Origin of the sequence: Methylococcus sp. EFPC2, assembly GCF_016925495.1 — a bacterium.
Classification (GTDB): domain Bacteria; phylum Pseudomonadota; class Gammaproteobacteria; order Methylococcales; family Methylococcaceae; genus EFPC2.
The window spans coordinates 4,144,664-4,171,259 of sequence record NZ_CP070491.1 but is presented as its reverse complement, the minus strand read 5'-3'; the positions used below and the strand labels follow the sequence as shown (position 1 = coordinate 4,171,259).

The 26,596-nt window shown below is 61.5% G+C and carries 22 protein-coding genes and 2 riboswitches; of the genes, 2 read left to right on the top strand and 20 right to left on the bottom strand.

Annotation, left to right across the window (positions count from 1 at the left end; genetic code table 11):
• Positions 1 to 9: 9 nt before the first annotated feature.
• The 20 genes from JWZ97_RS17900 to JWZ97_RS17805 form a co-directional block, all read right to left on the bottom strand.
• A complete protein-coding gene (locus tag JWZ97_RS17900; protein ID WP_205431952.1) occupies positions 10 to 1,170 on the bottom strand; it encodes an META domain-containing protein in 1,161 nt (386 codons plus the stop codon).
• A 65-nt stretch (positions 1,171 to 1,235) separates the two neighbouring features.
• Positions 1,236 to 2,675 (bottom strand): META domain-containing protein, encoded by a 1,440-nt coding sequence (locus JWZ97_RS17895; protein ID WP_205431951.1) that lies wholly within the window; start codon positions 2,673 to 2,675, stop codon positions 1,236 to 1,238.
• Positions 2,676 to 4,461: 1,786 nt separating this feature from the next.
• Complete coding sequence (locus JWZ97_RS20405; RefSeq protein ID WP_371822630.1) at positions 4,462 to 4,530, bottom strand: hypothetical protein; 69 nt, start codon at positions 4,528 to 4,530, stop codon at positions 4,462 to 4,464.
• A gap of 390 nt (positions 4,531 to 4,920) precedes the next feature.
• Entirely contained in the window at positions 4,921 to 6,084 is a 1,164-nt protein-coding gene (gene argE, locus JWZ97_RS17885) for an acetylornithine deacetylase (RefSeq protein WP_205431950.1), read from the bottom strand.
• A 26-nt stretch (positions 6,085 to 6,110) separates the two neighbouring features.
• Positions 6,111 to 7,463 carry a GH1 family beta-glucosidase gene (locus tag JWZ97_RS17880; protein ID WP_205431949.1) on the bottom strand — a complete coding sequence of 451 codons (1,353 nt, stop codon included), beginning with the start codon at positions 7,461 to 7,463 and terminating at the stop codon, positions 6,111 to 6,113.
• Between the two features lie 49 nt (positions 7,464 to 7,512).
• A complete protein-coding gene (locus JWZ97_RS17875; RefSeq protein ID WP_205431948.1) occupies positions 7,513 to 7,830 on the bottom strand; it encodes a CcdB family protein in 318 nt (105 codons plus the stop codon).
• Positions 7,830 to 8,066: a type II toxin-antitoxin system CcdA family antitoxin gene (locus JWZ97_RS17870; RefSeq protein ID WP_205431947.1), complete on the bottom strand. Its 237-nt coding sequence runs from the start codon at positions 8,064 to 8,066 to the stop codon at positions 7,830 to 7,832. The genes JWZ97_RS17875 and JWZ97_RS17870 overlap by 1 nt, the downstream gene beginning before the upstream one ends.
• Positions 8,067 to 8,158: 92 nt before the next feature.
• On the bottom strand, positions 8,159 to 8,920 hold the full coding sequence (locus tag JWZ97_RS17865; RefSeq protein WP_205431945.1) for a tetratricopeptide repeat protein: 762 nt from the start codon (positions 8,918 to 8,920) through the stop codon (positions 8,159 to 8,161).
• A gap of 4 nt (positions 8,921 to 8,924) precedes the next feature.
• A complete protein-coding gene (locus JWZ97_RS17860; RefSeq protein ID WP_371822539.1) occupies positions 8,925 to 9,998 on the bottom strand; it encodes an NAD(P)H-quinone oxidoreductase in 1,074 nt (357 codons plus the stop codon).
• Positions 9,998 to 10,483 carry a protein disulfide oxidoreductase gene (locus tag JWZ97_RS17855; RefSeq protein ID WP_205431943.1) on the bottom strand — a complete coding sequence of 162 codons (486 nt, stop codon included), beginning with the start codon at positions 10,481 to 10,483 and terminating at the stop codon, positions 9,998 to 10,000. Before JWZ97_RS17855 ends, JWZ97_RS17860 begins: the two co-directional genes overlap by 1 nt.
• 127 nt (positions 10,484 to 10,610) lie before the next feature.
• Entirely contained in the window at positions 10,611 to 11,738 is a 1,128-nt protein-coding gene (dapE, locus tag JWZ97_RS17850; RefSeq protein WP_205431941.1) for a succinyl-diaminopimelate desuccinylase, read from the bottom strand.
• Entirely contained in the window at positions 11,735 to 12,103 is a 369-nt protein-coding gene (locus JWZ97_RS17845; RefSeq protein ID WP_205431932.1) for an ArsC family reductase, read from the bottom strand. Before JWZ97_RS17845 ends, dapE begins: the two co-directional genes overlap by 4 nt.
• A gap of 53 nt (positions 12,104 to 12,156) precedes the next feature.
• Positions 12,157 to 13,713, bottom strand: a complete 1,557-nt coding sequence (locus JWZ97_RS17840; protein WP_205431930.1) for a fused MFS/spermidine synthase — start codon at positions 13,711 to 13,713, stop codon at positions 12,157 to 12,159.
• A gap of 163 nt (positions 13,714 to 13,876) precedes the next feature.
• The gene (locus tag JWZ97_RS17835) at positions 13,877 to 14,872 is read right to left on the bottom strand and encodes a VPLPA-CTERM sorting domain-containing protein (protein ID WP_205431923.1); all 996 of its coding nucleotides are present in this window, start codon (positions 14,870 to 14,872) and stop codon (positions 13,877 to 13,879) included.
• A gap of 105 nt (positions 14,873 to 14,977) precedes the next feature.
• A riboswitch (cyclic di-GMP riboswitch) is annotated at positions 14,978 to 15,059 on the bottom strand.
• Between the two features lie 466 nt (positions 15,060 to 15,525).
• Entirely contained in the window at positions 15,526 to 16,287 is a 762-nt protein-coding gene (locus tag JWZ97_RS17830; RefSeq protein ID WP_205431919.1) for a hypothetical protein, read from the bottom strand.
• Positions 16,288 to 16,634: 347 nt separating this feature from the next.
• Positions 16,635 to 17,522 (bottom strand): FAD:protein FMN transferase, encoded by an 888-nt coding sequence (locus JWZ97_RS17825; RefSeq protein ID WP_205434713.1) that lies wholly within the window; start codon positions 17,520 to 17,522, stop codon positions 16,635 to 16,637.
• Between the two features lie 152 nt (positions 17,523 to 17,674).
• Positions 17,675 to 18,196, bottom strand: a complete 522-nt coding sequence (locus tag JWZ97_RS17820; protein WP_205431918.1) for a transposase — start codon at positions 18,194 to 18,196, stop codon at positions 17,675 to 17,677.
• Positions 18,197 to 18,309: 113 nt separating this feature from the next.
• A complete protein-coding gene (locus JWZ97_RS17815; protein WP_205431916.1) occupies positions 18,310 to 21,681 on the bottom strand; it encodes a DUF3570 domain-containing protein in 3,372 nt (1,123 codons plus the stop codon).
• On the bottom strand, positions 21,668 to 21,892 hold the full coding sequence (locus tag JWZ97_RS17810) for a DUF4266 domain-containing protein (protein WP_205431915.1): 225 nt from the start codon (positions 21,890 to 21,892) through the stop codon (positions 21,668 to 21,670). The genes JWZ97_RS17815 and JWZ97_RS17810 overlap by 14 nt, the downstream gene beginning before the upstream one ends.
• Positions 21,893 to 21,910: 18 nt before the next feature.
• Positions 21,911 to 22,408, bottom strand: a complete 498-nt coding sequence (locus JWZ97_RS17805; RefSeq protein ID WP_205431914.1) for a TlpA disulfide reductase family protein — start codon at positions 22,406 to 22,408, stop codon at positions 21,911 to 21,913.
• A 621-nt stretch (positions 22,409 to 23,029) separates the two neighbouring features.
• Here JWZ97_RS17805 and JWZ97_RS17800 point away from each other — a divergent pair.
• Together JWZ97_RS17800 and JWZ97_RS17795 are read left to right on the top strand one after the other, a co-directional pair.
• Positions 23,030 to 25,270: a cytochrome c peroxidase gene (locus tag JWZ97_RS17800; protein ID WP_205431913.1), complete on the top strand. Its 2,241-nt coding sequence runs from the start codon at positions 23,030 to 23,032 to the stop codon at positions 25,268 to 25,270.
• Positions 25,271 to 25,363: 93 nt separating this feature from the next.
• Entirely contained in the window at positions 25,364 to 26,113 is a 750-nt protein-coding gene (locus JWZ97_RS17795; protein ID WP_205431912.1) for a VPLPA-CTERM sorting domain-containing protein, read from the top strand.
• Between the two features lie 375 nt (positions 26,114 to 26,488).
• Positions 26,489 to 26,563: riboswitch (cyclic di-GMP riboswitch) on the top strand.
• Positions 26,564 to 26,596 lie beyond the last annotated feature (33 nt).

The window sequence follows — 26,596 nt, the reverse complement described above, 5'->3', positions numbered from 1 at the left end:
TTAGCCCTATTACCTCGCCTGGAAGCGTGCAGCGGTTTTGCCGTCGACGTCCAGAAGTTCCAGACTCCGGCCGCCCAGACGCCAGGCTTTCACCCGATCGATCGCCGCCAGAAAGGCCCGCTGGATGTCCAGTCCGCCCCGGCACTGCGCATTCATGGTGGTTACTAGGCTGCCGAACCCCAGCTTGGAACCGTCCAGGGTATACCGACCCGTCATCTGGGCGCAGCCTGCATTGCCGGTGATGCGATGATCCAAGGGGCTCAGACTGAAGTGCGGCTGGGTTCGGTCGTATCGCGTCGGCACGGCCTCATCGCCCAGATGAGTGAGAGTCCACGGAGTATCTTCGAGCTGGATGGCCGTAAATTGGGTTCTGCAGGTTTCGCCGGGCTTTAACTCGATGACGCGCTCGACGACCAGAGCAGGCTGCAAGCCCCCGCCTTCCGGCTTGGGCTGCATGGTGATGCGGCCTTCGAATCGCGCGAGCACGTCGACGCCGGCCGCAGGAGCCAGGCGGCCATAAGCGGCTTCGAGCGCCGCGTTCACGCCCTCCTGCGCGAGCGGCAGGCGGCTTTGGCCCGGCCCCGTGCAGATCTCGAACACGCCGCTGCCTGCCACGTGGAGGTACATGCCGGTGAGCGTGGCGCGCGCCTCGACGGGTTGGAACGTAGAGGTTCGCTTGAGCACATAGCCCGCCCCCGACTTGTCGGCGCCCGCCATTCTGCGAGGCGGCCAGAGCAAAGTGGAACTGTCCGAGACCTCGAAAGTGAGCGCGCTGCGACGGTCGCGCTGCAACGTCAGCAACGAACCCGAGGGATTGCCCGCCCAGGTACCGACGGTGTCTAACGGACGTTGCGTGCCTTCATATTGGGCTCTCAGGACGTAAAGGCGGTCGGGGAAGATATCCAGGTGATAGCGGACGACCGGGCAATCGGCACAGGGAAGCTCACCCTCGAAGCTTGCCGGTAGCGCGCCAAGGCCCGCCTTGCCGGCACGTTGCGAACCCAACCTCTCGTGCTTTGTTCCCCCGACACGGGTCGTTTCGGCGAGCACCAAGCCATCCTTGCCGCGCGCCTCGGCGACGGCATAGGCATCCCCGCCCGCGGACGGAACGGCATACAAAATCGGCCACGACGATATCGCGGCGATCAATAGTCGCGTGAGCTTCTTCATGGGTCCTGCATATCTCCGTATCCGAATATCGGGCCGCGCCGGCACGGCCGCATCCTGACCGTCCGTCAGCGTAGCGCCGCCGCCTCGAAGCGTGCGAGCGGCGAGCCCTCGGCATCCAGCAGTTCCAGGTGGCTGCCCTTGATGCGGTAGCGCGCCACTTTCTCCAGGGCTTGCAGAAACGGGCGCTCCAGTTCCATGCCCTGGATGCAGGCCATCATGGTGCCGGCCAGTTGGCCGAACTTCAGCTTGTCGCCGCTCGACTCGAAACCGCCCGTCACCCGGTTGCAGCCGCTGTTGCCGGACAGGCGCGGCTGATCGGCGGCGAAGATCAAATGCGGCTCTTGCTGCCGCTCCGCGACGCGCACCGGCTCCCCGTTCAGGCGCACCAGCTTCCAATAGGTGCCCCGCAATGGAGTCTCCGCCAAGGCGTTGCCGCAGGACTCCCGCGGCCAGATCTTGGCGTAGCGTTCCACCACTAGGGTCGGCCTCGGGGGCTGGCTCTCCTCCGCCGAGGGACGTTTCGCGATCAGCCCGTCCAGTTCGACCAGCAGTGCCTGGCCCGGCGGAGGGCTTTCCTGCCGGTAGGCGGCTTCCAGCGCCCGGTAGTCGGCCTCCATGGCCACCGGCAGTTGCCGGTCATCGGCGCACAGGGTGATGGAAGGCGAATCGGCCAGGGATTTGAACAGGCCGGTCAGCGCCAGCCGCGGTTCGATCGGCGCCGGCTGCGGCAGGCGCCGCAGCCGGTCGTTGCGGGCGGCCGCGATAGGCTTGCCGGACTTATCCAGCTTGCGCAGCACGGCGCCGCCCTGCTCCAGCCGGAAGTAGCCTGGATTCGTGCGCTCCCCCCGCAACTCCAGCCGGCCGGTCTTGGGCTCCCGCAGCCAGCGGCCGATGTCGTCGACCGGCTTGGACTCGGGGGCATCCAGATAGGTGCTACGCGACTGGTAGCGACCTTCCGGCAGCAGGTCGAGATGCCAGAGGATGGCGCTGTTCGCGCCCGCCAGTTCGCCTTCGTAGGATGCGGGCAGCTCGAGCTCCCCGGCTGTCGAGCCGGCGCGCGGCTGCTTGCCGCCGCGGACGGACACCAGCAGCAGGCGGAGCGGCGTGTTGCCGCCGTCGAGCACGGGATAGCCGCGGTTCGTGGCGAACAGCGGCTGTCCGTCGCGGGTGACGGTAGCCCGGACGTCATAGCGGTGGCCCGGCTGCACGGCGGCATCGTCGTAGGTGATCTCGAAACGGAACGGCGGACTCCCCGCCGGATCGAGCCTGGCCCTGCCCAGCGTCTCGCCCGCCGCATCGGCGCTCGAGACGTCTTGCAGCACGGCTTCGAATACCGCGCCGGGAGGCAGTGCGATGCGTTCACGGTAAAGGGCGGTGCCTTGCAGCGTGCCGGCCCAAACCGGAGCCGCGAGGGCGCAGGCCAGTACCATCAGCAGAGGCACCGCCAACCGGCAGCAGCCCTGGATCGTCGAGGTTGTCGAAGTTTGCAGCGCAGTGTCTGTCATGGTCCTTCTCCGTGTGCGATGCGTGACCGCATGCCGCGGGCCGGGCCTATCCGGTCGCGGTCATGATCGGCCTAGGTATTTGGTCTGAAACCCGGGGGAAGCTCACCCCCTCGCGGCAAGGGATAGCGAGGGAATCTACCGGCTTGACACGTGATTCCGCCGTTGCAGCGCGAGCGGGTCAGACGATAAGTCCATACACACACAAAAAACAAGTTATTTTCGGCCGGCCCTGCAGTCCATCTCCTAACTTCGGCGACTCACCAGCGGGTCCGAGCGACCGGTTGCGGGCGCCTTTCGCCGAGGAGTTCGGGCAAACCTTCTCGGCACGCCGATTCGTATCGGACGAGCGAGGTTTTGCTGGCTAAGGCAGGCGCATTCGAGCCTGTCGACAAAGCCGCGGCATAGTTATCAATATCGGATTTTAAAGCCGCCTACGGAATAGTATCCGGCTATTTGTCACCACTCTCCGCCGGCCGGCTGGGCTCTGCCTGGTCGGAATACTTTACCCAATCCAGGTCGCACGTGTATCACCCGCCTTGATGTGAGCTGCACACGGACCGTCAAAAACGGTGTTTGTTGCCATCCGCCGAATGCTCTCATAGGCACTTCCGGCTGGAACGACGAAGTAATATAAGCTCCTTACGTGGGGTTATCAGGCTCCAACGCCAGCCGATATAAAAACCCTTTTATATTGGTTTTTTATCGTCATAAAAATCCGCCAGCAGGGAAAATTCGTCCATCGCAATTAAATTATAAATAATGTCATTCATGCTGCGACGGCCAGGAAATCATGCGCAGGGAAATAGCCGAATTTTAGGTATCGGCAATTCAGGATAAGGAGTTTTACCGTATTGCCAAGCGCAGTTATTCCGACCCATCATCAGGGTGGCTCAAAAGCCCTATATACCCTGAAATTTGTATAACAATAATCGTCGCAACGCCCGTCCTCGGGTGAATCCGCACAGGAGTAAGGTCATGCACAAATTTGCTTATGCATCGCTCGCCGTTTCGCTATCCGCCATGTCCTTGCCGAGCGGGGTTGGTGCCGCTCAGGATCCGGTGCTCATCGCAGTTCCTGCCCGAGCCGGGGCAGTCGATGGAGTAACCGAGAATTCCGATGCTTTCATCTGGCGGTTGTTCACGGAATTCGCCGCGCCCGTCTACGACCACAGGCCATCGCCGGTAGTCTTCGAGACCTGGGCCTCCGATGAGGACACTTTCTCGCCCACGCCGCATTGGCCTGCGCCGGACGCCCCGAAAAAGCTGCACGCCAGCGTGCTGGGAAAACTGACCAGCGTCCAGCACGGCGCCATCGACGTACCCTGTAATCCGCCGGCCGGCGCGGCGACCGCCAACTTCCCCACCAGCGGCACGCCCACGCCCTGCATCGCCGAGGAGGTCAAACGCAATCGCCCGCAGTACGACTACATCGTCAACAACCATCTCAACACCCAGGAAGGACTGGCGGCCGCCTACGCGAAGTCCTTCAACGTCGCAATGCCCACCGCGTCCATCGCGGTCAAGGGCGACTGGATACCCGTTCAGACGCTGCTGCAATGGCTGCCGCAACTGGGCAACCTCGACAAGATTAGAAAGCTTTATTACACCGCGGTCTCGGACTCGGTCGAATATGCCCTGGCGGGCCTGCATGTCAGCAGCCGGCAGAACCCGAACTGGGTCTGGGGGACTTTCGAGCACGCGCTGACGCCGGGCCGCTGCGACAGCATGGGCTGCTACGACAGCTTCGGCGCTTTGCAGCCGGTGGTGCCACCCAACAAGGCGGCGGTCAACAGCCAGTACGGCGCCTGCGCGAAGACGCCGGCACTGCAAGCCCTGATAGCCAAGGCCAAACTATCGCCGGTGTGGGAGAACTATTGCCTGAAATCTTCCCAGGTGGACTACGTCGCCGCGGACGGCACGCCCAACGTGCTGGGCAATTCGGTGATCGAACGCATCGTCGGCAACGGCACCGTGGCGGCGTCCTCCTGCATCGCCTGCCACGTGTACGCCTCCTTCGGTGCCAACGGCCTGCCGACCAATACCGCTCAGGCGATACTGCCGTTCAACCCGACCGGCACCCCGATACCGGCCGTGCTCACGGGGTCGCTGAAATTCGACTTCATGTGGGGCGTGCTGAATCTCCTGCCCAAGCAATGAGCTTGTCCGCTTGGCGAAGTCCGGGCGGGTGGCGATGCATGACATCCGTCCGATCACGCTAATCGGACTTACGTTTCCGGGCGCCGACTCAAGTTGCCACGCAGTAGCGCTCGATCAAGCCGCGCAGGATGGCGATGGCGGGCGGGATCTGGGCGAGTTCCAGGTATTCGTCGGGCTGATGGGCTTGTTCGATGTTGCCAGGGCCTAACACCAGGGTTTCCAGGCCTAAGGCGGATAGGAAGGGTGCTTCGGTACCGAAGGCGACGGAGCCGGCGGTCTGCCCCGTCAGATCTTCGCAGACTCGGACCAGATCGGCATCGGCCACCGTTTCGAAGGGCGGCAGGCCGTCGAACAGCGCGCGAGCCTCCAAACTGAGACCCTGCTGGTCGAGCAAGGCGCCCAGCGCCTTGCCGCGCAATTCCTCGCGCAGCCGCTCCATATTCATGCCCGGCAAGGGCCGCAAGTCCAGGTGCAGCTCGCAGTGGGCGCAGATGCGGTTGGGGTTGTCGCCGCCATGGATGGAACCGAAATTCATCGTCGGGCCCGCAACCTTGAAAGCCTCGTTGCGATGGGCCGCCTGTAGCTCCGCACGCCATACCTGAAGGGCGCCGAGCACCCGCCACATCCCCTCGATGGCGTTGGCGCCCAGGGCCGGATCGCTGGAATGCCCTGCCCTGCCGCGCACGGTCAGCGACTCCATCATCACGCCCTTGTGCAATCGTATCGGTTTCAACCCGGTCGGTTCGCCGATCACGCAATACCGCCCCAGCCTGGCCTGTTCCCGAGCCAGCGCGCGCGCACCGCTCATCGAGCTTTCCTCGTCGGCGGTGGCCAGGATCACCAGCGGCTTGCGCAGATCGCCCGCGCGGAAATGGCTGGCGGCGGCGAGACTTAAGGCGAAGAATGACTTCATGTCCGCCGATCCCAGGCCATAAATGCGCCCGTCGCGCTCCGTGGCAACGAAGGGATCCGAGCGCCACAGCTCGGGATCGCAGGGCACCGTGTCGGTATGGCCGGACAGCACCAGCCCGTCCGGCTGTCCCTCGCCACCGCCCAGTGTGGCCACCAGATTGGCCTTGCGGCCGTCGATGTCGCGCACTTCCACGCGGAAGCCGCAAGCCTCCAGCCGATCCGCCAGCAATTCGATCACCGCGCGGTTGCTCTGGTCCATGTGCGGGTCGGTGCAACTGACCGAGGGCCTGGCGATCAGTTCGCGTATCAGCGGCAGCGGATCGGAAAAATCGGTCGTCATGGCAAGCCCTCCTGGTGAATTCTGGTCTAGGACCTTAACACGGCGCCCCGGGTTGCGATGACCTCGGAATAAAAATGCGCGCTGGCCTTGGGCGTGCGGACCTGGGTGGCGCGGTCCACGTGCACCAGACCGAATCGTTTGGCATAGCCGCAGCTCCATTCGAAATTGTCCAGCAGCGACCAGGCGAAGTAACCGCGCAGATCGACGCCCTCCTCCATCGCGGCGCGTGCCGCGAGCAGGTGAGTGCGGAAATAATCAATCCGGTCGTCATCCTGCAAGCGTCCGTCTTCCGGCGGGGGGTCAGCCATCGCCGCGCCGTTTTCGGTCACGTAGAGCGGGATGTCGCCGTAGCGCCGCTTGACCCATTCCAGCGTTTCCTGGAGCCCGGAGGGGAAAACCTCCCAGTCCATCTCGGTATAGGTTGCTCCCGGTTGGCGCACCGGGCTGGCGCCGACCGGCAAGGCCTGGGGATCGGCCCGGTTGACCGAGCGGGTGTAGTAGTTGATGCCGAGGAAATCGAAAGGCTCGCGCAGCAGCTTCATGTCGGCCTCATCGAAACGCGGCCAGTGGGAGCCGTAGATTTCCGCCAGTTCTTCGGGATAGCTGCCCAGCAACACCGGATCGAGAAACTGGCGGTTCATGTAGGCGTGGGCCCGCGCCGCCGCCGCCTTGTCTTCGGCCTTGTCGGACGCCGTATATTTCGGCTCCAGATTGACCACCAGGCCGATCTGCCCCTCGCCGTCGGCGCGGAAGGCCTGCACCGCCAGGGCATGCCCGCGCAACAGGTTGTGCGCCGCGTGAGGCGCTTCGGCCAGGGACGCATGGCCCGGCGCGTGGACGCCGTGGACGTAGCCGCCGTCCACCGCCACCCAGGGTTCGTTGAGCGTGATCCAGTGCTTAACCTCGCCGCCCAGTTCGCGCATCAACACATGCGCATAGTCGGCAAACCAGGCCGCGCAATCGCGGTTCACCCAGCCGCCCAAATCGTCCAGCGCCGCCGGCAAGTCCCAGTGGTAGAGCGTCAAATAGGGCTCTATCCCCGCCTCGTTCAAGGCTTCGACCAGCCGCTGGTAGAAAGCCAGGCCCTTGGGATTCAGCTTGCCGCGCCCTTCCGGAAAAATCCGGCTCCAGGACACGCTGAAGCGGTAAGCCTGCAGGCCCAGCCGCTTCATCAAACGCACGTCGTCGGCATAGCGCCGGTAATGATCGCAAGCCACGTCGCCCGTGTCGCCATTATCGATCGCGCCGGGCTGTCGGCAGAAGAGGTGCCAGTTGCTGGGCCCTGCCCCGTCGGCCAGGGGCGAGCCCTCGATCTGATAGGCGGAGGTGGCGGCGCCCCAGACGAAGTCGGGGGGGAAGAGTGAGAAACGGTCGGTCATTGGGTTAGCCGGGGGACGGGAAGGCGAAAAGGCGGAGATGAATCAACGCTCAGAAACCGGTCAGGATGATATCCAGAGCGGCCATGATGATGGACCGGTGAACACCGAGATTGGCGACGCCAGGCGGCAAACGCTTACGTGGCACGCCCGCCAGTTCGGTAGAAACCATCACGTAGGATTGCCCTTGGACTTCGAACACCGGCATCAGGCCGCGTATCGGCGAAATACTTACAGCCGCCGGGTCGTAAAAAGGAACCACGACCGTCGTGTTCAGCGCGCCGAGCAAATCGCTCTGCACGTCCAGCAGGAAGGGAATAATGTGTTTTTGCCCGGCATGAGGATTGGGATAAACGTCGAACTGCGCCATCAGAACGAGCGCCAGGCGTCGCTGAATACGCCATCTTCCTCAACCCTGCGATTGTAAGCTTCTATGGCCTCACGGTTTTCTTCCAGCCAACGTTCGCGTTTTTTGATTTTGACCAGCTCGCTCAGATGGGTTTCGAACGCTTGGGACAGATTGATATTCAGAGCCTTGGCTTCGGCCAGCAAATCGGAACGGACCGAAAGATTGGCGGATTTTTTGGTAGTCGGGTGAGCGGCCATAGGACGAATTATTCATTTTGAATGCGCAAATATTATGCGCATTCCATCCCTTGCTCAACGCGGACCACACCCATCCCGGCCACCTCGGCGATTCAATGATGTTTACGGCGCCTCTTGCGAGCGGCAGGCTTATGTTTCTTCTTGCCGGACTTCGCCGCCTTATGCTTGTGGGCCGAGCGCAAAGGGGTGGCAGACTCCGGTTGAGCCGTCTTCTCCTCTGCCAGCGAAGCAGCCGGCTGGCTCGCTGCGGCGGCCGTCCCGTCCACTTGTGCGTCTTCTTTCCGCTCCAGATCGCGGCGCGTCTCGGCCAGGCGCTTGAGGGCCTCGTCCGTCTGGCCCGGCGTCATTTCCTCGGCCAGGCTGTCGCGGCCGCGGCGGGCCTCCTCGCTACCCTGCTCCATGGCCAGCGTGTACCAGTAATAAGCCTGGGCGAGGTCCGGTTTGACACCTTCGCCCTGGGCATACATCGTGGCCAGAATGGCCTGCGCCGAAGGCTCGCCCTGACGGGCGGCCTTCTCGAACCAGCGCGCGGCCTCGGCGGTATCCTTCAACACCCCCAGACCATGGTAATAAAGGATGCCCAGCTTGCTCTGCGCCATGCGCTCGTTCTGCTCGGCGGCGTTGCGGTACCAGCGCTCGGCCTCCACGTAGTTCTGCTTGACCCCTAGGCCCTTCATGATCAGGTTGCCGAGATTGACCTGGGCCGCGACGTCGCCCTCCTGGGCGAGCAGCTTGAATTCCTTCAAGGCAGTGGCGTAGTCGCGCCGAGCGACGGCGTCGACGCCGGCTTCGAGATCGGCCAGCGCTTGGACTGAAAACACGAGCAGCAGGAAAGAAAAAATCAGCGATTTCATAACTTTAAACAGTCAAGACGATTTTGCCGATGTGGACACCGCTTTCCATCAAACGGTGCGCCTCGGCGGCTAGTGCCAACGGAAATCTGGCGTGGATGACGGGCTTGATACGGCCGGCTCCCAGCAAGGGCCATACACGCTCGAGCAAGGCTGCGGCGATGGACGCTTTCTGTTCGACCGGACGAGCCCTCAAGGTCGAACCGGTGAGGGTGAGGCGTTTGAGCAGTATGGGCAAGAGATTGATCGAAGCCTTGGGCCCGTTCTGCACGGCGATCTGCACCAGCCGCCCTTCGGACGCGAGGCAGGACAAATTGCGCTGGAGATAATCCCCGCCGACCATGTCCAGGATCACGTCGACGCCTCGCCCCTCAGTGCGGGCCTCGATCTCGGCGACGAAATCGCGCTCGCGGTAGTTGATGGCGACGGCGCCGAGTTCTTCACAGACCCGGCATTTTTCCGCGCTACCGGAGGTCGCGTAGACCACGGCGCCCAAGGCGCGGGCCAGTTGGATGGCGGCGACACCGATGCCGCTGGAACCGCCGTGCACCAGCAGGCTTTCGCCGGCGTGGAGGCGGGCGCGATCGACCAGGTTGCTCCAAACGGTGAAATAAGTCTCCGGCAGGCTGGCGGCCTGTACGGCGTCGAAGCCGGCCGGCCAGGGCAGGCACAGCTCGGCCGAAGCCAGACAGTATTCGGCATAACCGCCGCCGGTGACCAGGGCGCAGACTTTCGAACCGATGTCCGGCAAGCTCAAAACCTGCGGAGACGCTGTCGCCCTATCCGCAGGCTTCGCCCTCACCCTGCCCTCACCCAGGGGGAGAGGGTTTCTGGCTTTTGCTTCGGGGGCATCCACTGCCACGATCTCGCCGGCGACTTCCAGGCCGGGGATGTCGGACGCGCCGGGCGGCGGCGGGTACAAGCCCTTGCGCTGCATCACGTCGGGCCGGTTGACGCCGGCGGCGGCCACGCGGATCAGCACTACGCCGGGACCAGGCTGCGGAATTGGACGGCTCGCGAGCCTGAGTACCTCCGGGCCACCGGGCTCGGCAATCTCGATGACGGCCATGGATGCGTTCATCACAAGCCTGCCAGCCAGAGCCGGAAACGCAGGCCGATTTCGCTGGTGTACCCCATGGCCGCATAGCGGATGACGCCGTCCGGCCCCAGAATCAAGGCGGCCGGTACGCCCCGCAAACCATACGCTTCGGAGATTTTCCCGCCCTCGTCCAGCACGGTGGGCGGATGAAAGTCCTGCTCGTTTTGGTAACGCGTCACGGCGTCGGCGCCACCCGATCTCAACGCGACCGTGATGACGGGAAAGTCGGACGCGACCGCTTGTATGGTGGACTGCATGGCCCGGCAGATCGAACACCAACTGCCCCAGAAATAAACCAGCGCCGGCCGGCCGCGCAATTGGGCCAGGTCGAAAGGCCGGCCCTGCAGATCGGCGGCATGGATGGCCGGCGCCTCGCCGGTCACCAGTTCCCGGTTGGCCCAAAGCTGGGCGGCCAGAAAAGCGGCCAGCAAAACGGGCCAGAACCAGTGGCGGCGGATGAAATTCATATCGAGGACTTGGATCGATACCGGGCTAAACCCCTAAATCGCGTAAGCTTGTAGGATGGGCAAAGCGCAGCGTGCCCATCACAATGCTCGATGGGCACACCTGCGGTTTTGCCCATCCTACGCTGTGTCATGCCAGCAGATTCACCAGCACCCGCTCGTAAATCCGCGACAAGCTATCCACGTCGGCCACCGGCGTGTGCTCGTCCACCTTGTGTATGCTGCCGTTGAGCGGCCCCAGTTCCACCACCTGGGCGCCGGTCGGGGCGATGAAGCGACCGTCCGAGGTGCCGCCGCCGGTGTCCGGCCGCGCCCTCCGCCCGACCACGCTTTCCAAAGCCTGCTGCACGGCCTCCACCAGTTCGGTCCCGGTCGTCAGAAAAGGCGCGCCGGACAAACGCCAGCTCAATTCGTAGCGCAAGCCGTGCTTGTCCAGGATGGCGTGGACGCGGCGCTTGATCTCGTCTTCTGTCAACGCGGTGGAAAAGCGGAAATTGAACAAGGCGTCCAGCCTCCCCGGCACCACGTTCTCGGCCCCCGTTCCGGAATTGAGGTTGGAGACCTGGAAACTGGTCGGCGGGAAAAATTCGTTGCCCTGATCCCACACCTCGGCCGTCAACTCGGCCAGAGCCGGGGCGAAACGGTGGATGGGATTTTCCACCTTCTCCGGATAGGCCACATGCCCCTGGACACCGAAGACCCTGAGCTTGCCATTGAGCGATCCGCGCCGGCCGACGCGGATCACGTCGCCCAGGTTATCGAAGCTGGACGGCTCGCCTATCAGGCACCAATCGATCTGGTAGCCGCGCGCCTTGAGGGTTTCGACCACTTTCACCACACCGTCCTTGGCATCGCCTTCCTCGTCGCTGGTCAACATGAGCGCGATGGAGCCGCGATGGTCGGGATGGGCCGCGACGAAGGATTCCAGCGCCGTCACCATGGCCGCCACCCCACTTTTCATGTCGGCCGCACCGCGCCCGTATAGTTTACCGTCGCGGATCACCGGCTCGAACGGCGGCGACGTCCACGACTCCAGCGGCCCCGGCGGCACCACGTCGGTGTGGCCCAGGAACACGAACAGCGGAGCCGATACCCCGCGCCGCAGCCAGAGGTTGCGGGTCTCACCGAAATTCAGCCATTCGGGCTCGAAGCCCAGCGGCGCCAGCCTTGCGGCGACCAGGTCCATGCAGCCGGCATCGTCCGGAGTGACGGAAGGGCAGCGGATGAGGGCTTCGGTGAGTTGCAGCGTGTCGCTCATTTTTCGTTCAGTGTTCGTGAATAATCGTCAGGGCTGAAACCGGCCAGGTAATTTTCGCCCGCTGCCAGGACGGGGCGCTTGATCACCGTCGGCTTGGACAGCATCAAGGCGATGGCGCTTTCCCGGTCGGTGATGCCGTCGCGCAATGTTGCATCCAGTCCGCGCCAGGTCGTACCGCGCCGGTTCAGCAGCGTATCCCAACCCAAGGCTTGCTCGAAGCGATCCAGCAAGGCCGGCTCCAGCCCGTCGGCGCGGAAGTCGTGAAAACGGTAGACGATGCCTTGCTGATCCAGCCAGGATCGTGCCTTGCGGACGGTGTCGCAGTTCTTGATGCCGTAGAGTACGGGCAGGGGTTTTTCGCTCATTTTAACTCGCGCTCGTTCGGGTGGGGGATTTCACGCAACTCGATTAAGAGCGATCAGCGTATCAGCAAATCGTAAGCGATGCGCTCCATGAATATCTTGCGATAGGCCTCGGCCTTGCGGGTCTGCATGTGTTCCAGGGGATTGAAATCATCCGTGACGACGATTCCGCCCTTCTCCGGTAGCTGCTTGCGTTCCCGCTCCAGCAGCCATTGCAGCCGGCGGTCGGCGATCGTGTCATCGGCCTCGAGCGGTTGAGCGGATGCCAGGAATATGAAGTCGGTGAATTCGCTTTTTTCGGTAACGAACACACGGATGTGCGGAAACAGGGTTTTGAGCGTCTTGTGTACCGAAGCCACCGCTTCCGAACCCTCGCCTTCGGTAAACCCGACGTAATTGAGCGCCAGGATGCCCCCCCGATTCAGCATGGAGCGCAGTTGGGCCAGCATTTCCACGGTCAGCAAGTGCGTCGGCTCCGAACCTCCGGTGAAGCAATCGTGGATGATCAAATCGTAGGCCTTGCCGAGACGCTTCACTTCATAACGCGCGTCGCCGACCACGAACTGGCCGGTCGGACGGAAGTTGAAATAGGCTTTAGCCGCGTCGGCCACGGCGGGGTCGATTTCGATGGTATCCGTGGCTATGCCCTGATTTTTCAACTCGCGCGCCACGTGCCCGCCGCCCAGACCTATCAACAACGCGTCTTTCATGTCGCGGTGAAACCGCGGCAGCACACCCATGGCCACCTGATAGCTGAGCAGGGTGTAGCCGCGCGCGATTTCCATGGCGCTCAGCACGGACGAGTCGGATAACAGCAGGCGGTAGCCGTGTTTCTCGTCGTCCACCACCCGCACCCAGCCATAGACGCTTTCCTCTTCGTGCAGAACCTTGAACTCATGAGAGCGGGTGGCCGAATGGGCGAAGCCCCGGCCGAGCAGCACACCCACCCCTATCGCGACGGCGGCTGCCGGCAGCGAGACGTAGCGGGCCTTGAAGCGCCGGTCTTCGAGCGCGAGCCATGCCGACAAGGCCAGCAGCACCAGCGTCAGCGTGAACAATATCGTCCGCGTGCCGAACTGCGGCAGCAGATAAAAACCCAGCACCAAGGTACCGACCACGCTGCCCACGGTGCTGATGGCGTAAACCGACCCGACCGCCGTGCCGACCCCCGCCAGGTCCCGGGTGAAGGACTTGATGACGAAAGGTCCCACCATGGCCAAACAGGTCAAAGGGAGGGTGAACAGCAACAAGGCGGCGGTAAAACCACCGGCCCGCATGCCCAGATTGTCAGTCGCGGTGAGTACCGGGCCGCTGATGAATGGAATGACCAAGGTGCTTACCGCCGCCGCCAGGATCACGTGGGGCAAACGTATCATTCCAACCCGGTCGGCCAGATAGCCTCCCACGTAATACCCCAAGGCCAGGGCAATCAGCGTCACCGCGATCAGCGACGACCACACATAAAGGCTCACGCCGTAAAACGGGCCGATGATGCGGGTACCGAGCAATTCCAGAATCATCACGGCCGCACCGCCGATGATCACGGTGAGATAACGCAGTAGCGCCGAACCGCTCGGTGCGGGCGGGGGATCGGGGGCAATATTCGTAGTCATGGATAAACCGGAGGCTGAAGGAAAGGTGGATAGTCGCGAAACAAAAAACCCCCAAGAGCCGTTTCGGGCGTATTGGGGGTTCGGACGTCCATGTGAGGCTATCCCTGCCGCCCCATGTTCAAGACATAGCGTTCCTTAGCATCATGCAGATGTCAGCTTGCTCTCAGGCAGCCGATTTGCGGCGGCTGATCACACCCATACCGGCCAGGGCGGAGCCGAACAGCCAGACGGCGGCGGGTACCGGCACAGGAGCGGCGGCCGCTACGGCGAAGTCGATGTGAGCGTTGCGAGCCTGGCGAAGCGCGGCATAAGCGGCGCCGTAGTTGGTGCCGTTAACCTCGGCGGCATTACTGAAGTTGCCGTTGGGCGTTCCTTGCTGCACTTCGGTGAACAATGCGCCCAGTTCGCTCAGGCTGCTGCCGCCGATGAAGATTGCGTAGACTCCCGGTCCCAAGGTGCCCGAAAAGGAAATCTGGTTGTCCAGGGCGTCGTCGCCATGACCGTCGCCGGCGGAAGAGATGTAATCCCATGTATTGAGTTGACCGGCATTGTTGGCCAGCGTGAAATCGTCGCTGCCGTTGAACACGCCCCAATTCGGCCCGCCCGCATCCGGCGCGCCGCCGCCGGCGGCGGCGATTTCGTCATTGGCATCGTAGAACGGGGACCATACGGCAAACGGCGCCCGAGCGGCGAGATAAGCCTGGAAGGCCGCATTTCCGTTTTGCGCGGCAATCACATCCGCGGACAAGTCGTTTTGGTCGCCGGCGCCATCATGGGACGAAGAGATCGGCGTCGTGCCTCTGTAAAGGGAGAAGCCGGGGTTGAGTATGGACGCGCCATTGGCATTGGCCGTGCCGGTGATGGTGAAGCTGACCAGGGACTCCTGCGTCAGGCTGAACCAACGGGCACGGGTGTTGTGCGTGTCGGCCAGGGTATCGACGAAAGCGGTACGGTTGACGCCATTATTGGCCTGGCCAGCGATCCAGCCGGCATTGCTGGTGACGGTTGGATCGAATCCGGCCGAACCGGCGGGCGCATAGGTGTCGGTAGCCTGGTCGTACAGCGCGGTGCCGTATCCCACGTGAGCGGCGGCGGAGCCGGCCATCAGCGCGAGGGCGGCGGCGGAAAGCGTTTTGAATGCAAAAGCGGATTTCATCATTAAAATCACCTGGTCACTGTTTAATTGGATTAACGAACAAACAGTGATGTCCGCAGCGCGAATTCCTTGGTTGGGCTTGCACTGCGGTCCTCCCCATCACCTATGGGAGGCGGCCCGGCCTTCTTGATTTCTCACAAGAACCGTGGCTTTCCGACCCCGCCTCGCGACGGGTGTGGCGATTGGTACATTCGACTTCCTGTCTTTCGGTATCCCTAGGGGACCGACCCCCGGGAGCGCGCGGCAACAACCCGCGAGAGCCCCCTACCTTGTAGGCACGCAGCATAATTAGCAGGTCTCGTGCCATGAAAACAACAATCAGAATCAACTAGATACACGCGGGCATTGATTGCGACTGCGCGATATCACACAGTCTGTGTGAAATACCTCACCCCGACCGATCCACTGTCCGTGCAGTAACCCCATGTTTTGCCGGGAAACGCGATTCCCCGGCGAGCGGGGGGTGCCGGATTGTGGGTTGAATCACACACCGTGATGCCGAGGCGACGTACTGGAGCCGGCACATCCTGCCCCATCCAATGGTTCGCATCGTCAAATAAGCGGGCAATAAAAACCCCCGAGGCCAAGAGACACTCGGGGGTTGAGACGGTCGATCCGGCTCCCGACACTGTCCGGGAGCCGGTCATTGGGCCCTATTAAGCGGCTTTCTTGCGGCGACTGATCGCTCCCACTCCGGCCAGTGCGGAACCGAACAGCCAGACCGCCGCAGGAACCGGAACCGATGCCGGCGGAGGCAGGACGACATCTCCGAGAACGATGTCGTCAACCCGGAGATCGAAATCCGGATAGACGCTCGTCAGATAATTCGTCGTCGGGCTGTGCGGGAATCCCGCGAAATGAATCCAGAAGGCGCCGATATTGCCCCAAGCCGGGTCCAAGGTGGCAAGACTAACGTTGCCGGCAAAAACACCGTCATTGGCAAAGCTATAAGTCGCAACCGGGGTTACCTGGCCCCATTCCGGTTCCCCGGTAGCGCTGTTCGACAGTAAAGGATCGTTGACAGCGTTGGCGTAACCGTAAATGACGTAGCTGCCGGGATTAACACCGGCGGGAGTTTCGCCATTCGTCACATCCAGCCAGATCGACTGCAGACTGAAATTCTGTTTGTCCTCTCTGCGGACATAGATGCCGGTGGAGTCCGGGTGATACTGGGCCTCCCGGTCCGAGCTAAGCCCTGCCCGGTGAAAGTGTGCCCCCGAATCGGTCGGATCGGCGACCACACCCACCACCACACCGTCTTGTACAAAAGACCCACTGCTTGAATCCGTGTTGGCGTGGCCTGAAGTTGCGGTTGCAACGCCCGTAAAGTTAACGGTGCTAGCCAGGACATTGCCTGAAAAAGCGGCGCAGGCGGCCATCAAAAGACCCGCCAACGGTTTCATCGAGAACATGTTCATGTACTTGTCGCTCCTAAGTGCTTTAGCTTGAATCGGTTAAGGGGGATTCGGGATGCGGGCATCCGCGCCTGAACGTCGGCGGTCCTGAGCTATCCATGCATCGACGAGGTCGATTCCTGCGCCGGACGAAGCGGGGCTCACCAGTCAGTCCATAAACTCATAGCAATCATCTCGCCAAGTTCGATACTTTATTGATTTCACTAAATTAAATATCACGACCAACGAGTACGGCCCGGCGAAACTGTGGCATATGACACAGTTTTTCAGGCTCGTACCGGGTATTTGCCTTACGGAAAAAGCCGATCCAGGCCATGTCTCTCAGATCCGGAGTGACTAATGCGCGCGCTTCAGCCACCCGCCACCTGGTTGATCAAGCCTGCCGACCCGCCCAAGCGTCCCTCGACATCCATCCACAAATGCGGCAGTCCCAATGACTCCAGCCAGGCGGGTCCTTCCGCCTCTTTGAGCAGCGCTATGGTAGAGGCGCTACCGGCCACGACGCAGTGCTCGGCCAGCACGCTGACCGCCGCCAAGTGGCCGACCGGCCAGCCGGTTTTCGGATTGAGAATATGACCGTAACGGATGCCGTCCACGATCACGCAGCGCTCGTAGTCGCCGCTGCTGGCGACCGCGCCTTGTTCTACCGAGAGCGTTAACAGGGTGTCGCCGGCCTTCCTCGGATGAGCGATGCCCACCCGCCAGGGACGGCCGTCGGGGCGGCCGCCTATCAACTTGACATCCCCCCCCAGATTGACGACGCCATGCCCGATGCCGGATTGAGTACACAGCGCCGCGGCGCGATCCACCGCGTACTCCTTGACGATGCCGCCGAAATCCAGCTCCATGCCGGCCTGGGGGAACTCCAATACCGGCGCGCGCCAATTCACCTTGTCCCAGCCCACGCCGACCAGCAACCGGGCGATCAGAGCCTGGTCCGGCAGTTGTCCACTATCGAAACGCCAGGCGCGCCGCAAAATACCGGAAGTGATGTCGAACAAACCCTCGCTCTGCCGGTAGCAGGTGTCGGCGTAGTTCAGCAAACCCGCCGTTTCGGCGTCGACTTCGATGGCTCCGCCGCTGGCGGCCACCCGGTTGATGGCGGAAAGCAAACTTTCCTCGCGGTAACGCGAATATTTGGCTTCGAGCCGCCCCACATCGGCCATCGCGATCTCGGCGGCGTGGCTGGCCGGTGCGGGATCGTCGGCGTAGAGCTGGATCTCGCAGGGACAGCCCATGGCCCTGAAGGCGAAGCGGAAATGTTGCAAGTTACGAATTAATGCGGCTGGTCGGCAGAATTCCGATGGGCGCGCCTGCGTGCTTTGCCCATCCCACGCTACGAAATTTGTAGTTTTCGTAGGATGGGCAAAGCGGCAGCGTGCCCATCAGCTCATTCACAATCCGTCGCATCCAATATTTCGACGGGCGCCGCCCAGTCGGAGGAATACCAACCTCGGGCAACCGCGCGCGAAAACGAGCTATACGGCCAGTCTTTCGGCGCGGAGACATACCCATGCTTAACCGGGTTGTAATGGATGTAATCCATATGTCTCCGCCAGTCGTCCTCGTCACGAATACAGTGTTCCCAATAGCGCCGTTGCCACACGCCTTTCTCGCGTTTCGATGCCTTGGAGGCGTTGACGACACCCGCAGCCAAACCCGCGGAAAACTTCCGTTTGATCGCCATCCAACGTCGGGAGAAATCGGAGTCTTCCTCAGGCAGCCGCCAAACTGTGTGTAGGTGATCGGGAAGGACGACGATGGCTTCGACTTCGAACGGATAACGCGAAATACCCAGTCGGAATGCATCCCGCAAGCGTTCGATATGGTCAACGAGCAAAGGGCGTCGTCCCTCGGTTACCACCGTGAAGAAATACCGCGAGCCCGGTTGATACAAGCGCCGGTATTCCATGAGTCGCGACCCCGGTAAATATGATGGGCACGCCTGCGGCTTTGCCCATCCTACACCACCACCTTTCGACGTAGGATGGGCAAAGCGGCAGCGTGCCCATCAGCCACCCGCGATCAAAACGCGTAGTTCCAATTGGCGTACAGCGAACCCTCGCGTTCAAGCTGGTAGCCGTTGAACTTGTCGGCGACGGGCTGCAGCCATTCCACGCTGAGTTGATGCCCGGCGAACGCCCCGCTCGGCACCGCGAGATTGAGGCCGAAACCTACATCCCAGAACTTGCCGCCGTAGTTGCTCGGAAAATCCACCGGTGCGCTGTGCGAGTGATCGCGATTGAGTTCCCCGCGGATCTTGCCCTGCTCGGTGTAAACGCCGCGCACCGAGGCCGTGAGCCAGGGCGTAAAGTTGTAGCTGCCCCAGGCATTGGCCTGGACTTGATCGCCCAGGACGTACCCGCTGTTGTTCCGCTTGTCCAGGCGCTTGGTGGCATTCACCTGCGCCCCCCAGGACCAGTCGCCGGCATGGCCGAGATAGGTGAGGCTGGGCTTGAAATCCCAGGTGCCGCTGCCCAGCTGCATGCCGTAGTCCTGCAGTTCGCCGCCCTCCCTGCCATCCAGGGTGGCGTCCACGTCGCCCGTGGGCGCGCTCACGCCCACCCCCACGTGCACGAAATGATGGCCCGACAGATCGAGCACCTTGACCATGGCCGCCATGAGCGTGTCGCCCAGACCGTGCGTCTCGTGCCCGCCGCCGTGTTCGCTTTCCCCGGTCGCGCCGGCCAAAGGCTCCAGTTTCATCTTCATGTCGACGAGCTGCGGCATCAGCATGAGATTCAGCCAGTCGGTCGGCGCGTACATCAGGTCGAGCATGTGCATTTGCATGCTCATCTCGGTCGGCCGCTCGCTGCAAAGCGACGAACCGCACGCCGCGCCGCGCACCCGGGCATCGCTCGCCCGCGAGTCTCCGTGCCGCATATCGCCGGTTTGGTTGCCGTACATGTAACGGTAGCCGACCATGATGTCGCCGGCCTTGTCCAGCATATGCGCATACATCAGGCCGGCCGGGGCATGGATGCCGTGGTGATGGTGATGATGTAGCTCGTCGTCCGCGCCCTCGCCGAACATCTGACCCGGCGCGGACAAATCGATGTTCAGCCGGGCGTTCGTCATCCAGTAGCTGAAATCGGCGTAATCGCTCTCACCGCCTCCGCCGAGCTTCAAGTCGCCCTGGTGGGTGTAATACTCCACGCCCAAATCGAGGCGTATGCCCCGGTTGAACTGCTTGGACAAGGTCAGCCCACCGCTCAAGGCGCCATAACCGGACAGCCGGAAGTCGCTGGAATAATGGCCGTCCTCACGCGGAGCAAGAAAATAGGGGGCGAAGAAGTCGGCCTTAGACTGCGAGTAATAACGCAGGCTGGGCGTTGCGGTCAGTCCCCAGGGCAGTTTCTGTATCCACTGCAACTGCAGGGTATGAGAGTCTATGCCCCAGTCGTCGATGAAAAAGCGGTAATCCGCATGCAAGGCGGCATTGAGCGGCTGGATATATTGATTGAGGCGGGTCGAGAAGGAAAACTGGTTGCGTAAATCCGGCCGAACCTCGCGGAATAACTCGAGGCCGACGACTTCGAGCTTGGTGATGTCGTTCCAGTTGATCTGACCCGGAGCGGTCGCTTCCGAAAGTAAATAGTACTCTTCGGGCGTGATTTCCCCACGCACGTAAACGAACTTGTAGGGGTTGCTCAGATAGCCCTGCTGCCGGGTATAGTTGGCGGACAATTGCAGCAGCGTGTTCTTGGTCATAACTTGGGACAAGCCCAGGTTGAAAGTATGAAAATCGCTGTTTTGCTTCAATTCGGGATAGATGGCCGGATTGTCATGACTGTGTTCCCCATGTCCGCTTCCGTGGCCCGCTCCGCTGCGGGTAATGACATTGCCGGTATAGCCATAACCCGCCGTAAGCGTCGTGAGTTTGTTATTGAGCTCATGGGAATAATTGACCGAACCGAAGCTGGAGTGGAAATCCGGCTCGTTCGATTGTCCGCCGGAGAATCCTAACGTCGCATTGTCGAAATAGTATTTCGCGCCGAACACCGGCATGGTGCGGGTTTCTACCGGCTGGGTCTGGAAGCGCTGCACGGTTTTTGTCTTGGGCGGTACCAGGCGGTTGAGAAAATTGTCGTAGGTCTTGATAACCGCCTGCTTGTAAATTTCTTTCGCCTGGGGTATGGCTTGTGCGAGCACCGCACTGAGTGCCGCACTGTAAGTACTATCCAGATTCTTTGTGAAATTGTTATATGCCGCCAACCAAGCGAGCTGTTCGGGCGTGGCATCCGGGAATACGGCACTATCCAGATTGATATTATCGATCCTGGCCTCAAAGTCATACTCTTTGGTTACAGGATTATTTAACGCGTCCCTTACAAACCCCTGATAATGAACCCACACGGCATTGACGTTCTGGAACAAGCTATTTAGCGTCAGAAGACCCGACTGATTATTGGCAACCGTCTGATAGGCTACGCGGGTTAAATAATTGGTTCCATCGCCATTATAAAGGTTCGGATTGACTGCAGTATTGAAGCCCAGGATTTCCCAAAAAGCACCGGGGCTCCCTTCCTCGGGAGTACTCACGGAATTGAAATCCAGACTCTTCAAGTTGAACGCCGCGCCAGTCAATGCGCGTATATAGATTCCGGCAGAGTCGTTATGATATTGCGCGATATTATTTATATTCTCATTGCCATATCGGTGGATATGTCCATTGGGATTAAAAGGATCACGTATGGTGCCCATTAGAAACTCGCCCTGAGCGTAACAAGCCTCCGCGGGCCCACCTGTGCCGGGATCATCGCAGCCGGAGCCCGTATTCAGATTGGCTTTTCCGTACACGGCATTACCCATAGGATCAGCGTTACGAGTACCGAAAGTCATCGTTTGAGCTCCCGATACGGTGGCCGGAAAATCCGGCCGTGGATTTTCCGCCAAATATTTGGCGATTTCCTGCTGTTTCTGGGCTTCGATGCTGGCTTTGGTTTGATCTATGTAGCTATCGCTCGCATTGGTCGCTCCCCTGAGACCCGGAATAACATCCTTAAAACTGTTAAGGTCACCCAGGGTCGTCAATCCCTGGGCAGTAACTCCGCCCGAAGCAGCGGAAATCACATCGATACGTTTTTCCTCCGCGCCCTTAATTCTGACCTGTTCGGTCATGGTCTGCGGAATGCTGAACGCGGGCGTCGCACCGCTGTAGGTGTCGCGGTCGACGTTGAAGGTGAATTCCAGGCGGTCGGTCACGGGCAAGGTGAAATCGCCGTGATAGACCTCCACCTTCATGCGGTCGTCGCTTTCCTGGTAATAGCCGTACTGGACATTGCCCGTGGCTTGCGTGACCGGCACCGCCGCCTCGGCATCCATGCCCGGCAAGCCCAGCGCGGCCGTGGTCAGCGCGGCCAGCGCCGCGCTTTTCTCGCGCTTAATTGCAGCCACAGCCCCCTCCCGAACCGCCATGCCCGCCCTGCGAGGCTTCCTTGCTGGTGAAGATGTGATCGCGGAACTTGTTCAAGGCGGGATAAGGGTCTAGGGCCATTTCCTCCCGCGCCAGATTGCCGCGTTCCCAAGGCTTGACCTCGGCGCACCCTTGCAGACTTCCTAAGAAAACGGCGAGCAATAAAGCGCCCGCGGTTCTTGAAATAAACATCGCTCGACTCGTCGGGAATTATTCGGCCAGGAGGGCTTCGACATGCTTGCGGATGGAGACTTCGTCCCCGTCGCGAAAGCCCAGGTGTATCGTGCGGATCTTGCCTTGTCTGTCGATCAAAAAGGACGACGGCATGGCCTGGACGTCGAAAACGCGCGGGCATTCCCCGCCGGGGTTGAAAGCCAGGTTGTACTCGACAGGGAATGCCTTCAGGAACTCCAGGGCTTCGTCGGTGCTTTCATCCACGTTGATGGCAACCACCTCGAATCCGTCCTTGAGGTGCTGTTTGTGCAGGCCGTTGAGGAAAGGCATGGACTTCTTGCAGGGCCCGCACCAGGTGGCCCAGAAGTCGAGCAACACCACCTTGCCGCGGTAAGCGGAAAGGTTGAACTTCTGATCGGCGGAAGCCAGGTTCGCCGGGCATGCGGGAGCGGGCGCACCTTCGCGCAGTGCGTAGGCGGGTGCGGCTCCGAGTAACAACAAGAGGGTGGATAAGGCAATTTTTCTGATGGTCATACAGGTTGGCCGTAAGCGTAGAATCGCGTTGCAACCTGCCCTTGCAGCATTAATGATGCCACCAGTCATGATCTGGCGTGGTCCTCGGCACGAGGAGCACGACATCCCCTCCGAACTGGCTTAATTCTTACTTCACACCATCACGGAACGATGGGCTTGCCCACGCGCGCCCTCCATCGGATAGAGCCCTTCCGCCCCGACCTGAGTGATATGCCTCACTTTCCACCTGTGGGTGAGGCATATCACTCACTCGCAAGACGATATCGCAAACCGTGACCCTGCCGCCGTCCCGATACGCCGCCCCTTCGTTAAATCAATAGCTTGGTGCTTATTCCGCAGGCGCAGCGGCAGATATTAGCAACTCCTTATAGCTTTATGCGCTCCAGCAGGCCGATTGCGATACTGGTCTCCATTTCGACCATTGGCGCCGTTTTTGCTATGTACCCGTCGACGGCGCATGAGGGTATCGCTTCGCTTGAAATGCGGTACCCCAACTCCTCCCAAACACAAGCAAGGCTACTCAGCGAGCCCAGGGTTCGAGACCGCGCCGGAACCCCGCAACAGCCTCCACAGTACCCGCTCGACGCCGCGCCGATCGGGCCGTAACCTGGGATTAAAACCATGCCATTCTTCCGGAATATTCTACTGACGAGCCTTACGCTGATCCCGGCGGCGGCGCTTGCCCATGGCCCCATGCCTACACCGCTGATTGGCGTTCCCATACCGCCCGTTCCCGGCCTGCTGGATGGCCCCGACCCCATCGTGGTCGACAAACAGAAGGCCATCGCCCTGGGCAAGGCCTTGTTCTGGGACATCAATGTCGGCAGCGACGGCATGGCCTGCGCATCCTGCCATTTCAGCGCCGGAGCCGACTCCCGCACCAAGAATCAGATCAACCCGGGGCAAAAAAGTAGCCACGCCAGCGGGCAGACCTTCGACGTGCTGGGTTCCGGTTCCGGTGGCCCGAACCACACGTTCACGCTGCACGATTTTCCCTTTCACCAGTACGACGACCCGCTGCACAAAACCAACGGTTCAGGCCTCATTCGCAGCACGGATGACGTGGCCGCCTCGGCCGGAACGTTCAGCGGGCAATTTGCCGGCGCGTCGAGATTTTCAGGGAGTGCCGATCTATGCGGCCGTAGCGTGGAGCCGGTCTTTCACGTCAACCAGGTCGGCACCCGCCGCGTGGAGCCCAGAAACACGCCTACCGTCATCAATGCGGTGTTCAACCACCGCAATTTCTGGGACGGCCGCGCCAACAACATCTTCAACGGCAGCAGCATCTGGGGCGACCGCGACCCCAACGCCGGGGTCTGGGTCAAGGTCAACGCCGAGACGGTCGCGAAACGGCGCCTGCATCTGGAAAACTCCGCCCTGGCTTCACAAGCCGTCGGCCCCGGCCTGAGCGATCTGGAGATGAGCTGCGCCCAGCGTACCTGGCCGGACATAGGCCGAAAACTGCTGCTGCGCCCGCCCTTGCAATACCAGAAGGTCCATCACGAAGACAGCGTATTCGCACCGCTGGGCCTGAGCCTAAGCACGGCGGGAAATTTGCGTGCTGGACTCAACACCACCTACAAGACCCTGATCACCCAGGCATACAACCCGAAATACTGGTCGTATACCCGGCTCGGGCCTTTCGGCGGGCGTGCCGGCCAGACGCCTTACAACCAGATGGAAGCCAATTTCGCCCTGTTCTTCGGTCTTGCCATCCAGTTGTACGAGTCGACACTGGTGTCCGACCAGGCCCCCATAGACTTGAGCCGCCGGGACGAAAATCTGGTCCCCATCGACTTGAGTCCGGCGGCGTTGAACGGTCTCGACAACTTCGTCCTGAACCACTGCAATCTCTGCCACGCCGGCCCCACACTGACCACCGCCGCGATACAGGCGAATGCGGGCCTGGTCACTCCGACTCCGGGCAAGACCTATGGACCATCGCATAGCCCCATTCCGTTCGGCCCCGATGCGCTGGGACCGTATGCCGCGGCGAAGGCGGCGGGCATCGGGCGATACGCCACCGTCGTGACGCGCGACCGGACCAGGACGGGCGGCAATCGGCTGATGGATTTCGGTTTCGCCAACACGGGCGTCGGCGATCCCAACGCCGATCCGGGCGTCGGCGGACTGGACGATTTCGGCCACTCCCTGTCGTTCACCTCGCAGTACGTCCAATACCTTCTGGACAATCCGGCGGCCATCCTGGATCCGCAGGTCGGCCAGGTCCGCTCCTGCGATTTCATATTCCCGCTCGCCCTCAACACCGACGCGACCGCCGCCCATGTGTTCACCGCCCCCGACGGCCTCATCGCGGACGGCAGCAAGGAAGGCCTGCTTCGCGATCAAAACTGCTCCCCGGCAAATTCCGCCTACATTCCGACGGCCGCGGCGGCCGCGGCGAATTTGTCCGGACAGAAAATGGCCTATTCCAACCAGGGGGTCTTCAAGATACCCAGCCTGCGCAACATCGAACTGACCGGTCCTTACATGCACAACGGCGGGATGGCCACGCTCGAACAAGTGGTCGAGTTTTACGGGCGTGGCGGAAATTTCGACAGCCTGCACAAGCATAACGGGACCACGATCGCCTCCCTGGCGAATTTCAGCCCCTCCGAAATCGCCGACCTGGTCGAGTTCATGAAAAGCCTGACCGACGAACGCGTCCGTTACGAGAGAGCCCCGTTCGATCACCCTGAAATCGCCATTCCCCACGGCCACGAGGGCGACGAATCGGCCGTGACCGCCGGCAACCCGATCAACGCCGGCTTCGCCAAGGACGACTATCTGGTGATACCGGCGGTCGGGGCGCAAGGTTCGGTGCAACCCATCCCGCGCTTCGACCAGCGTCTGGCGCCATAAGGCTGAATTGCTCCGTTCTGCCCACTGACCTTGCGGGAGCGCCTGAAGTCCGCTCCCGCACCGACTCATCAACCCCCACACCGGAATTGACACATGAACGTTCTGAAATCTCCCCTTCGACTCGCGCCTATTCTGTTGGCGCTTACCCCGGCGCTGTTGTGGAGCCCTGGCTCGCACGCCGCCAGCGTTTTCAGCGCTAGCGCCGAGCTGACCTATACCATCACCGGCATCGCCAACCTCGACCATCCGGGCCAGCTGTCGGGGCTGAGCGTGACCGGCTGGTTCCAGCCGGCTCCGTCTCCGGATTACGCGCTCACGCTGAATGGCGACGGGGCCATCCAGGACGAAAACCCGGAAACAGGCCTCGTCGCGGTCACACCGATTGCCGTCGGGTCGGGGTTCAGCCGGGCTTACTCGGTCAATGGCGATGTCCGCGACGGAAACGTCGATTTTTCGGGTCTGGGATTATTCGGCCTCAGCTTTGAGAATATGGGAAGCGACACCTACGCGCTCAGCCTGACCCTGAACTATCGACTCCAGACCTCAGCCCATGGCCAGTATGCCGACAGCGCTATTTATCTGGACTACTACAACGCAAGCCATACGTTCATCGGTTCCGAACAGGTCGTGGCTTCCGTGTTCGAGACACCCGCTACCGGAGTGGACGGAACGACCAGCGTATTCAATTTCACCTTGACGCCGGGCGTGTCGGAAACGCTGCACGCCGATGTGCTCATTGCCGGCAGCGTGGAAGCTTCGCCGGTCCCGCTGCCGGCCGGCGTATGGCTCATGATGACCGGCCTGTCGACCCTGGCGGCCTGCGCCAGACGACGACGCGTGTAGGCTCGGATCAGTCCCGCAGAGTAGGCCGGCACATCGCCGGCCTACTTGTTTTGGGGGCGGCCCAGCGGCCACCGATACCGATATCGGAACGACTCCCCGCCGCCGCCGTTTTTTGCCCGCCTTAAGGCCCGCCCTGGCAGCCCGCAAAGCCCTGTATCAAGTAAGTCTTTTCACGCACTGCTGCGGCTTATCCCTCATTTTTCGAACGCGTGAATGCGCCGAAAAGCCGGCAATCCGCGGCGAAATTGGCGTAAATGGCGCGAAAAACGGCCAATTCCTTCGCCGCTCCGGGAAGTGGCATAAGGATTGCCTTATAGACTACGTTGGTTATCCGGGAATTAAAGCGCCATCCCTAAGCTTCCGTTCGACCGTAACCAGCACCATCGCCACACCCGTCGCAAGGCGGGGCCGGAAAGCCACGGGTCTTTTCAAGATCGCCGGGCCGCCCTTCGAACATGAGGAGAGCCGGACGCCAACGCTGAG

Coding starts and splice junctions, on each gene's coding strand:
- JWZ97_RS17830 (WP_205431919.1), bottom strand. CDS start 16,287: ATGAACATGTTCTCGATGAAACCGTTGGCGGGTCTTTTGATGGCCGCC.
- JWZ97_RS17895 (WP_205431951.1), bottom strand. CDS start 2,675: ATGACAGACACTGCGCTGCAAACTTCGACAACCTCGACGATCCAGGGC.
- JWZ97_RS17835 (WP_205431923.1), bottom strand. CDS start 14,872: ATGATGAAATCCGCTTTTGCATTCAAAACGCTTTCCGCCGCCGCCCTC.
- JWZ97_RS17805 (WP_205431914.1), bottom strand. CDS start 22,408: ATGACCATCAGAAAAATTGCCTTATCCACCCTCTTGTTGTTACTCGGA.
- JWZ97_RS17825 (WP_205434713.1), bottom strand. CDS start 17,522: ATGGGCTGTCCCTGCGAGATCCAGCTCTACGCCGACGATCCCGCACCG.
- JWZ97_RS17880 (WP_205431949.1), bottom strand. CDS start 7,463: ATGACCGACCGTTTCTCACTCTTCCCCCCCGACTTCGTCTGGGGCGCC.
- JWZ97_RS17870 (WP_205431947.1), bottom strand. CDS start 8,066: ATGGCCGCTCACCCGACTACCAAAAAATCCGCCAATCTTTCGGTCCGT.
- JWZ97_RS17845 (WP_205431932.1), bottom strand. CDS start 12,103: ATGAGCGAAAAACCCCTGCCCGTACTCTACGGCATCAAGAACTGCGAC.
- JWZ97_RS17855 (WP_205431943.1), bottom strand. CDS start 10,483: ATGAATTTCATCCGCCGCCACTGGTTCTGGCCCGTTTTGCTGGCCGCT.
- JWZ97_RS17800 (WP_205431913.1), top strand. CDS start 23,030: ATGCCATTCTTCCGGAATATTCTACTGACGAGCCTTACGCTGATCCCG.
- JWZ97_RS17875 (WP_205431948.1), bottom strand. CDS start 7,830: ATGGCGCAGTTCGACGTTTATCCCAATCCTCATGCCGGGCAAAAACAC.
- JWZ97_RS17840 (WP_205431930.1), bottom strand. CDS start 13,713: ATGACTACGAATATTGCCCCCGATCCCCCGCCCGCACCGAGCGGTTCG.
- JWZ97_RS17865 (WP_205431945.1), bottom strand. CDS start 8,920: ATGAAATCGCTGATTTTTTCTTTCCTGCTGCTCGTGTTTTCAGTCCAA.
- JWZ97_RS17860 (WP_371822539.1), bottom strand. CDS start 9,998: ATGAACGCATCCATGGCCGTCATCGAGATTGCCGAGCCCGGTGGCCCG.
- argE (WP_205431950.1), bottom strand. CDS start 6,084: ATGACGACCGATTTTTCCGATCCGCTGCCGCTGATACGCGAACTGATC.
- JWZ97_RS17900 (WP_205431952.1), bottom strand. CDS start 1,170: ATGAAGAAGCTCACGCGACTATTGATCGCCGCGATATCGTCGTGGCCG.
- JWZ97_RS17810 (WP_205431915.1), bottom strand. CDS start 21,892: ATGTTTATTTCAAGAACCGCGGGCGCTTTATTGCTCGCCGTTTTCTTA.
- JWZ97_RS17795 (WP_205431912.1), top strand. CDS start 25,364: ATGAACGTTCTGAAATCTCCCCTTCGACTCGCGCCTATTCTGTTGGCG.
- JWZ97_RS17820 (WP_205431918.1), bottom strand. CDS start 18,196: ATGGAATACCGGCGCTTGTATCAACCGGGCTCGCGGTATTTCTTCACG.
- dapE (WP_205431941.1), bottom strand. CDS start 11,738: ATGAGCGACACGCTGCAACTCACCGAAGCCCTCATCCGCTGCCCTTCC.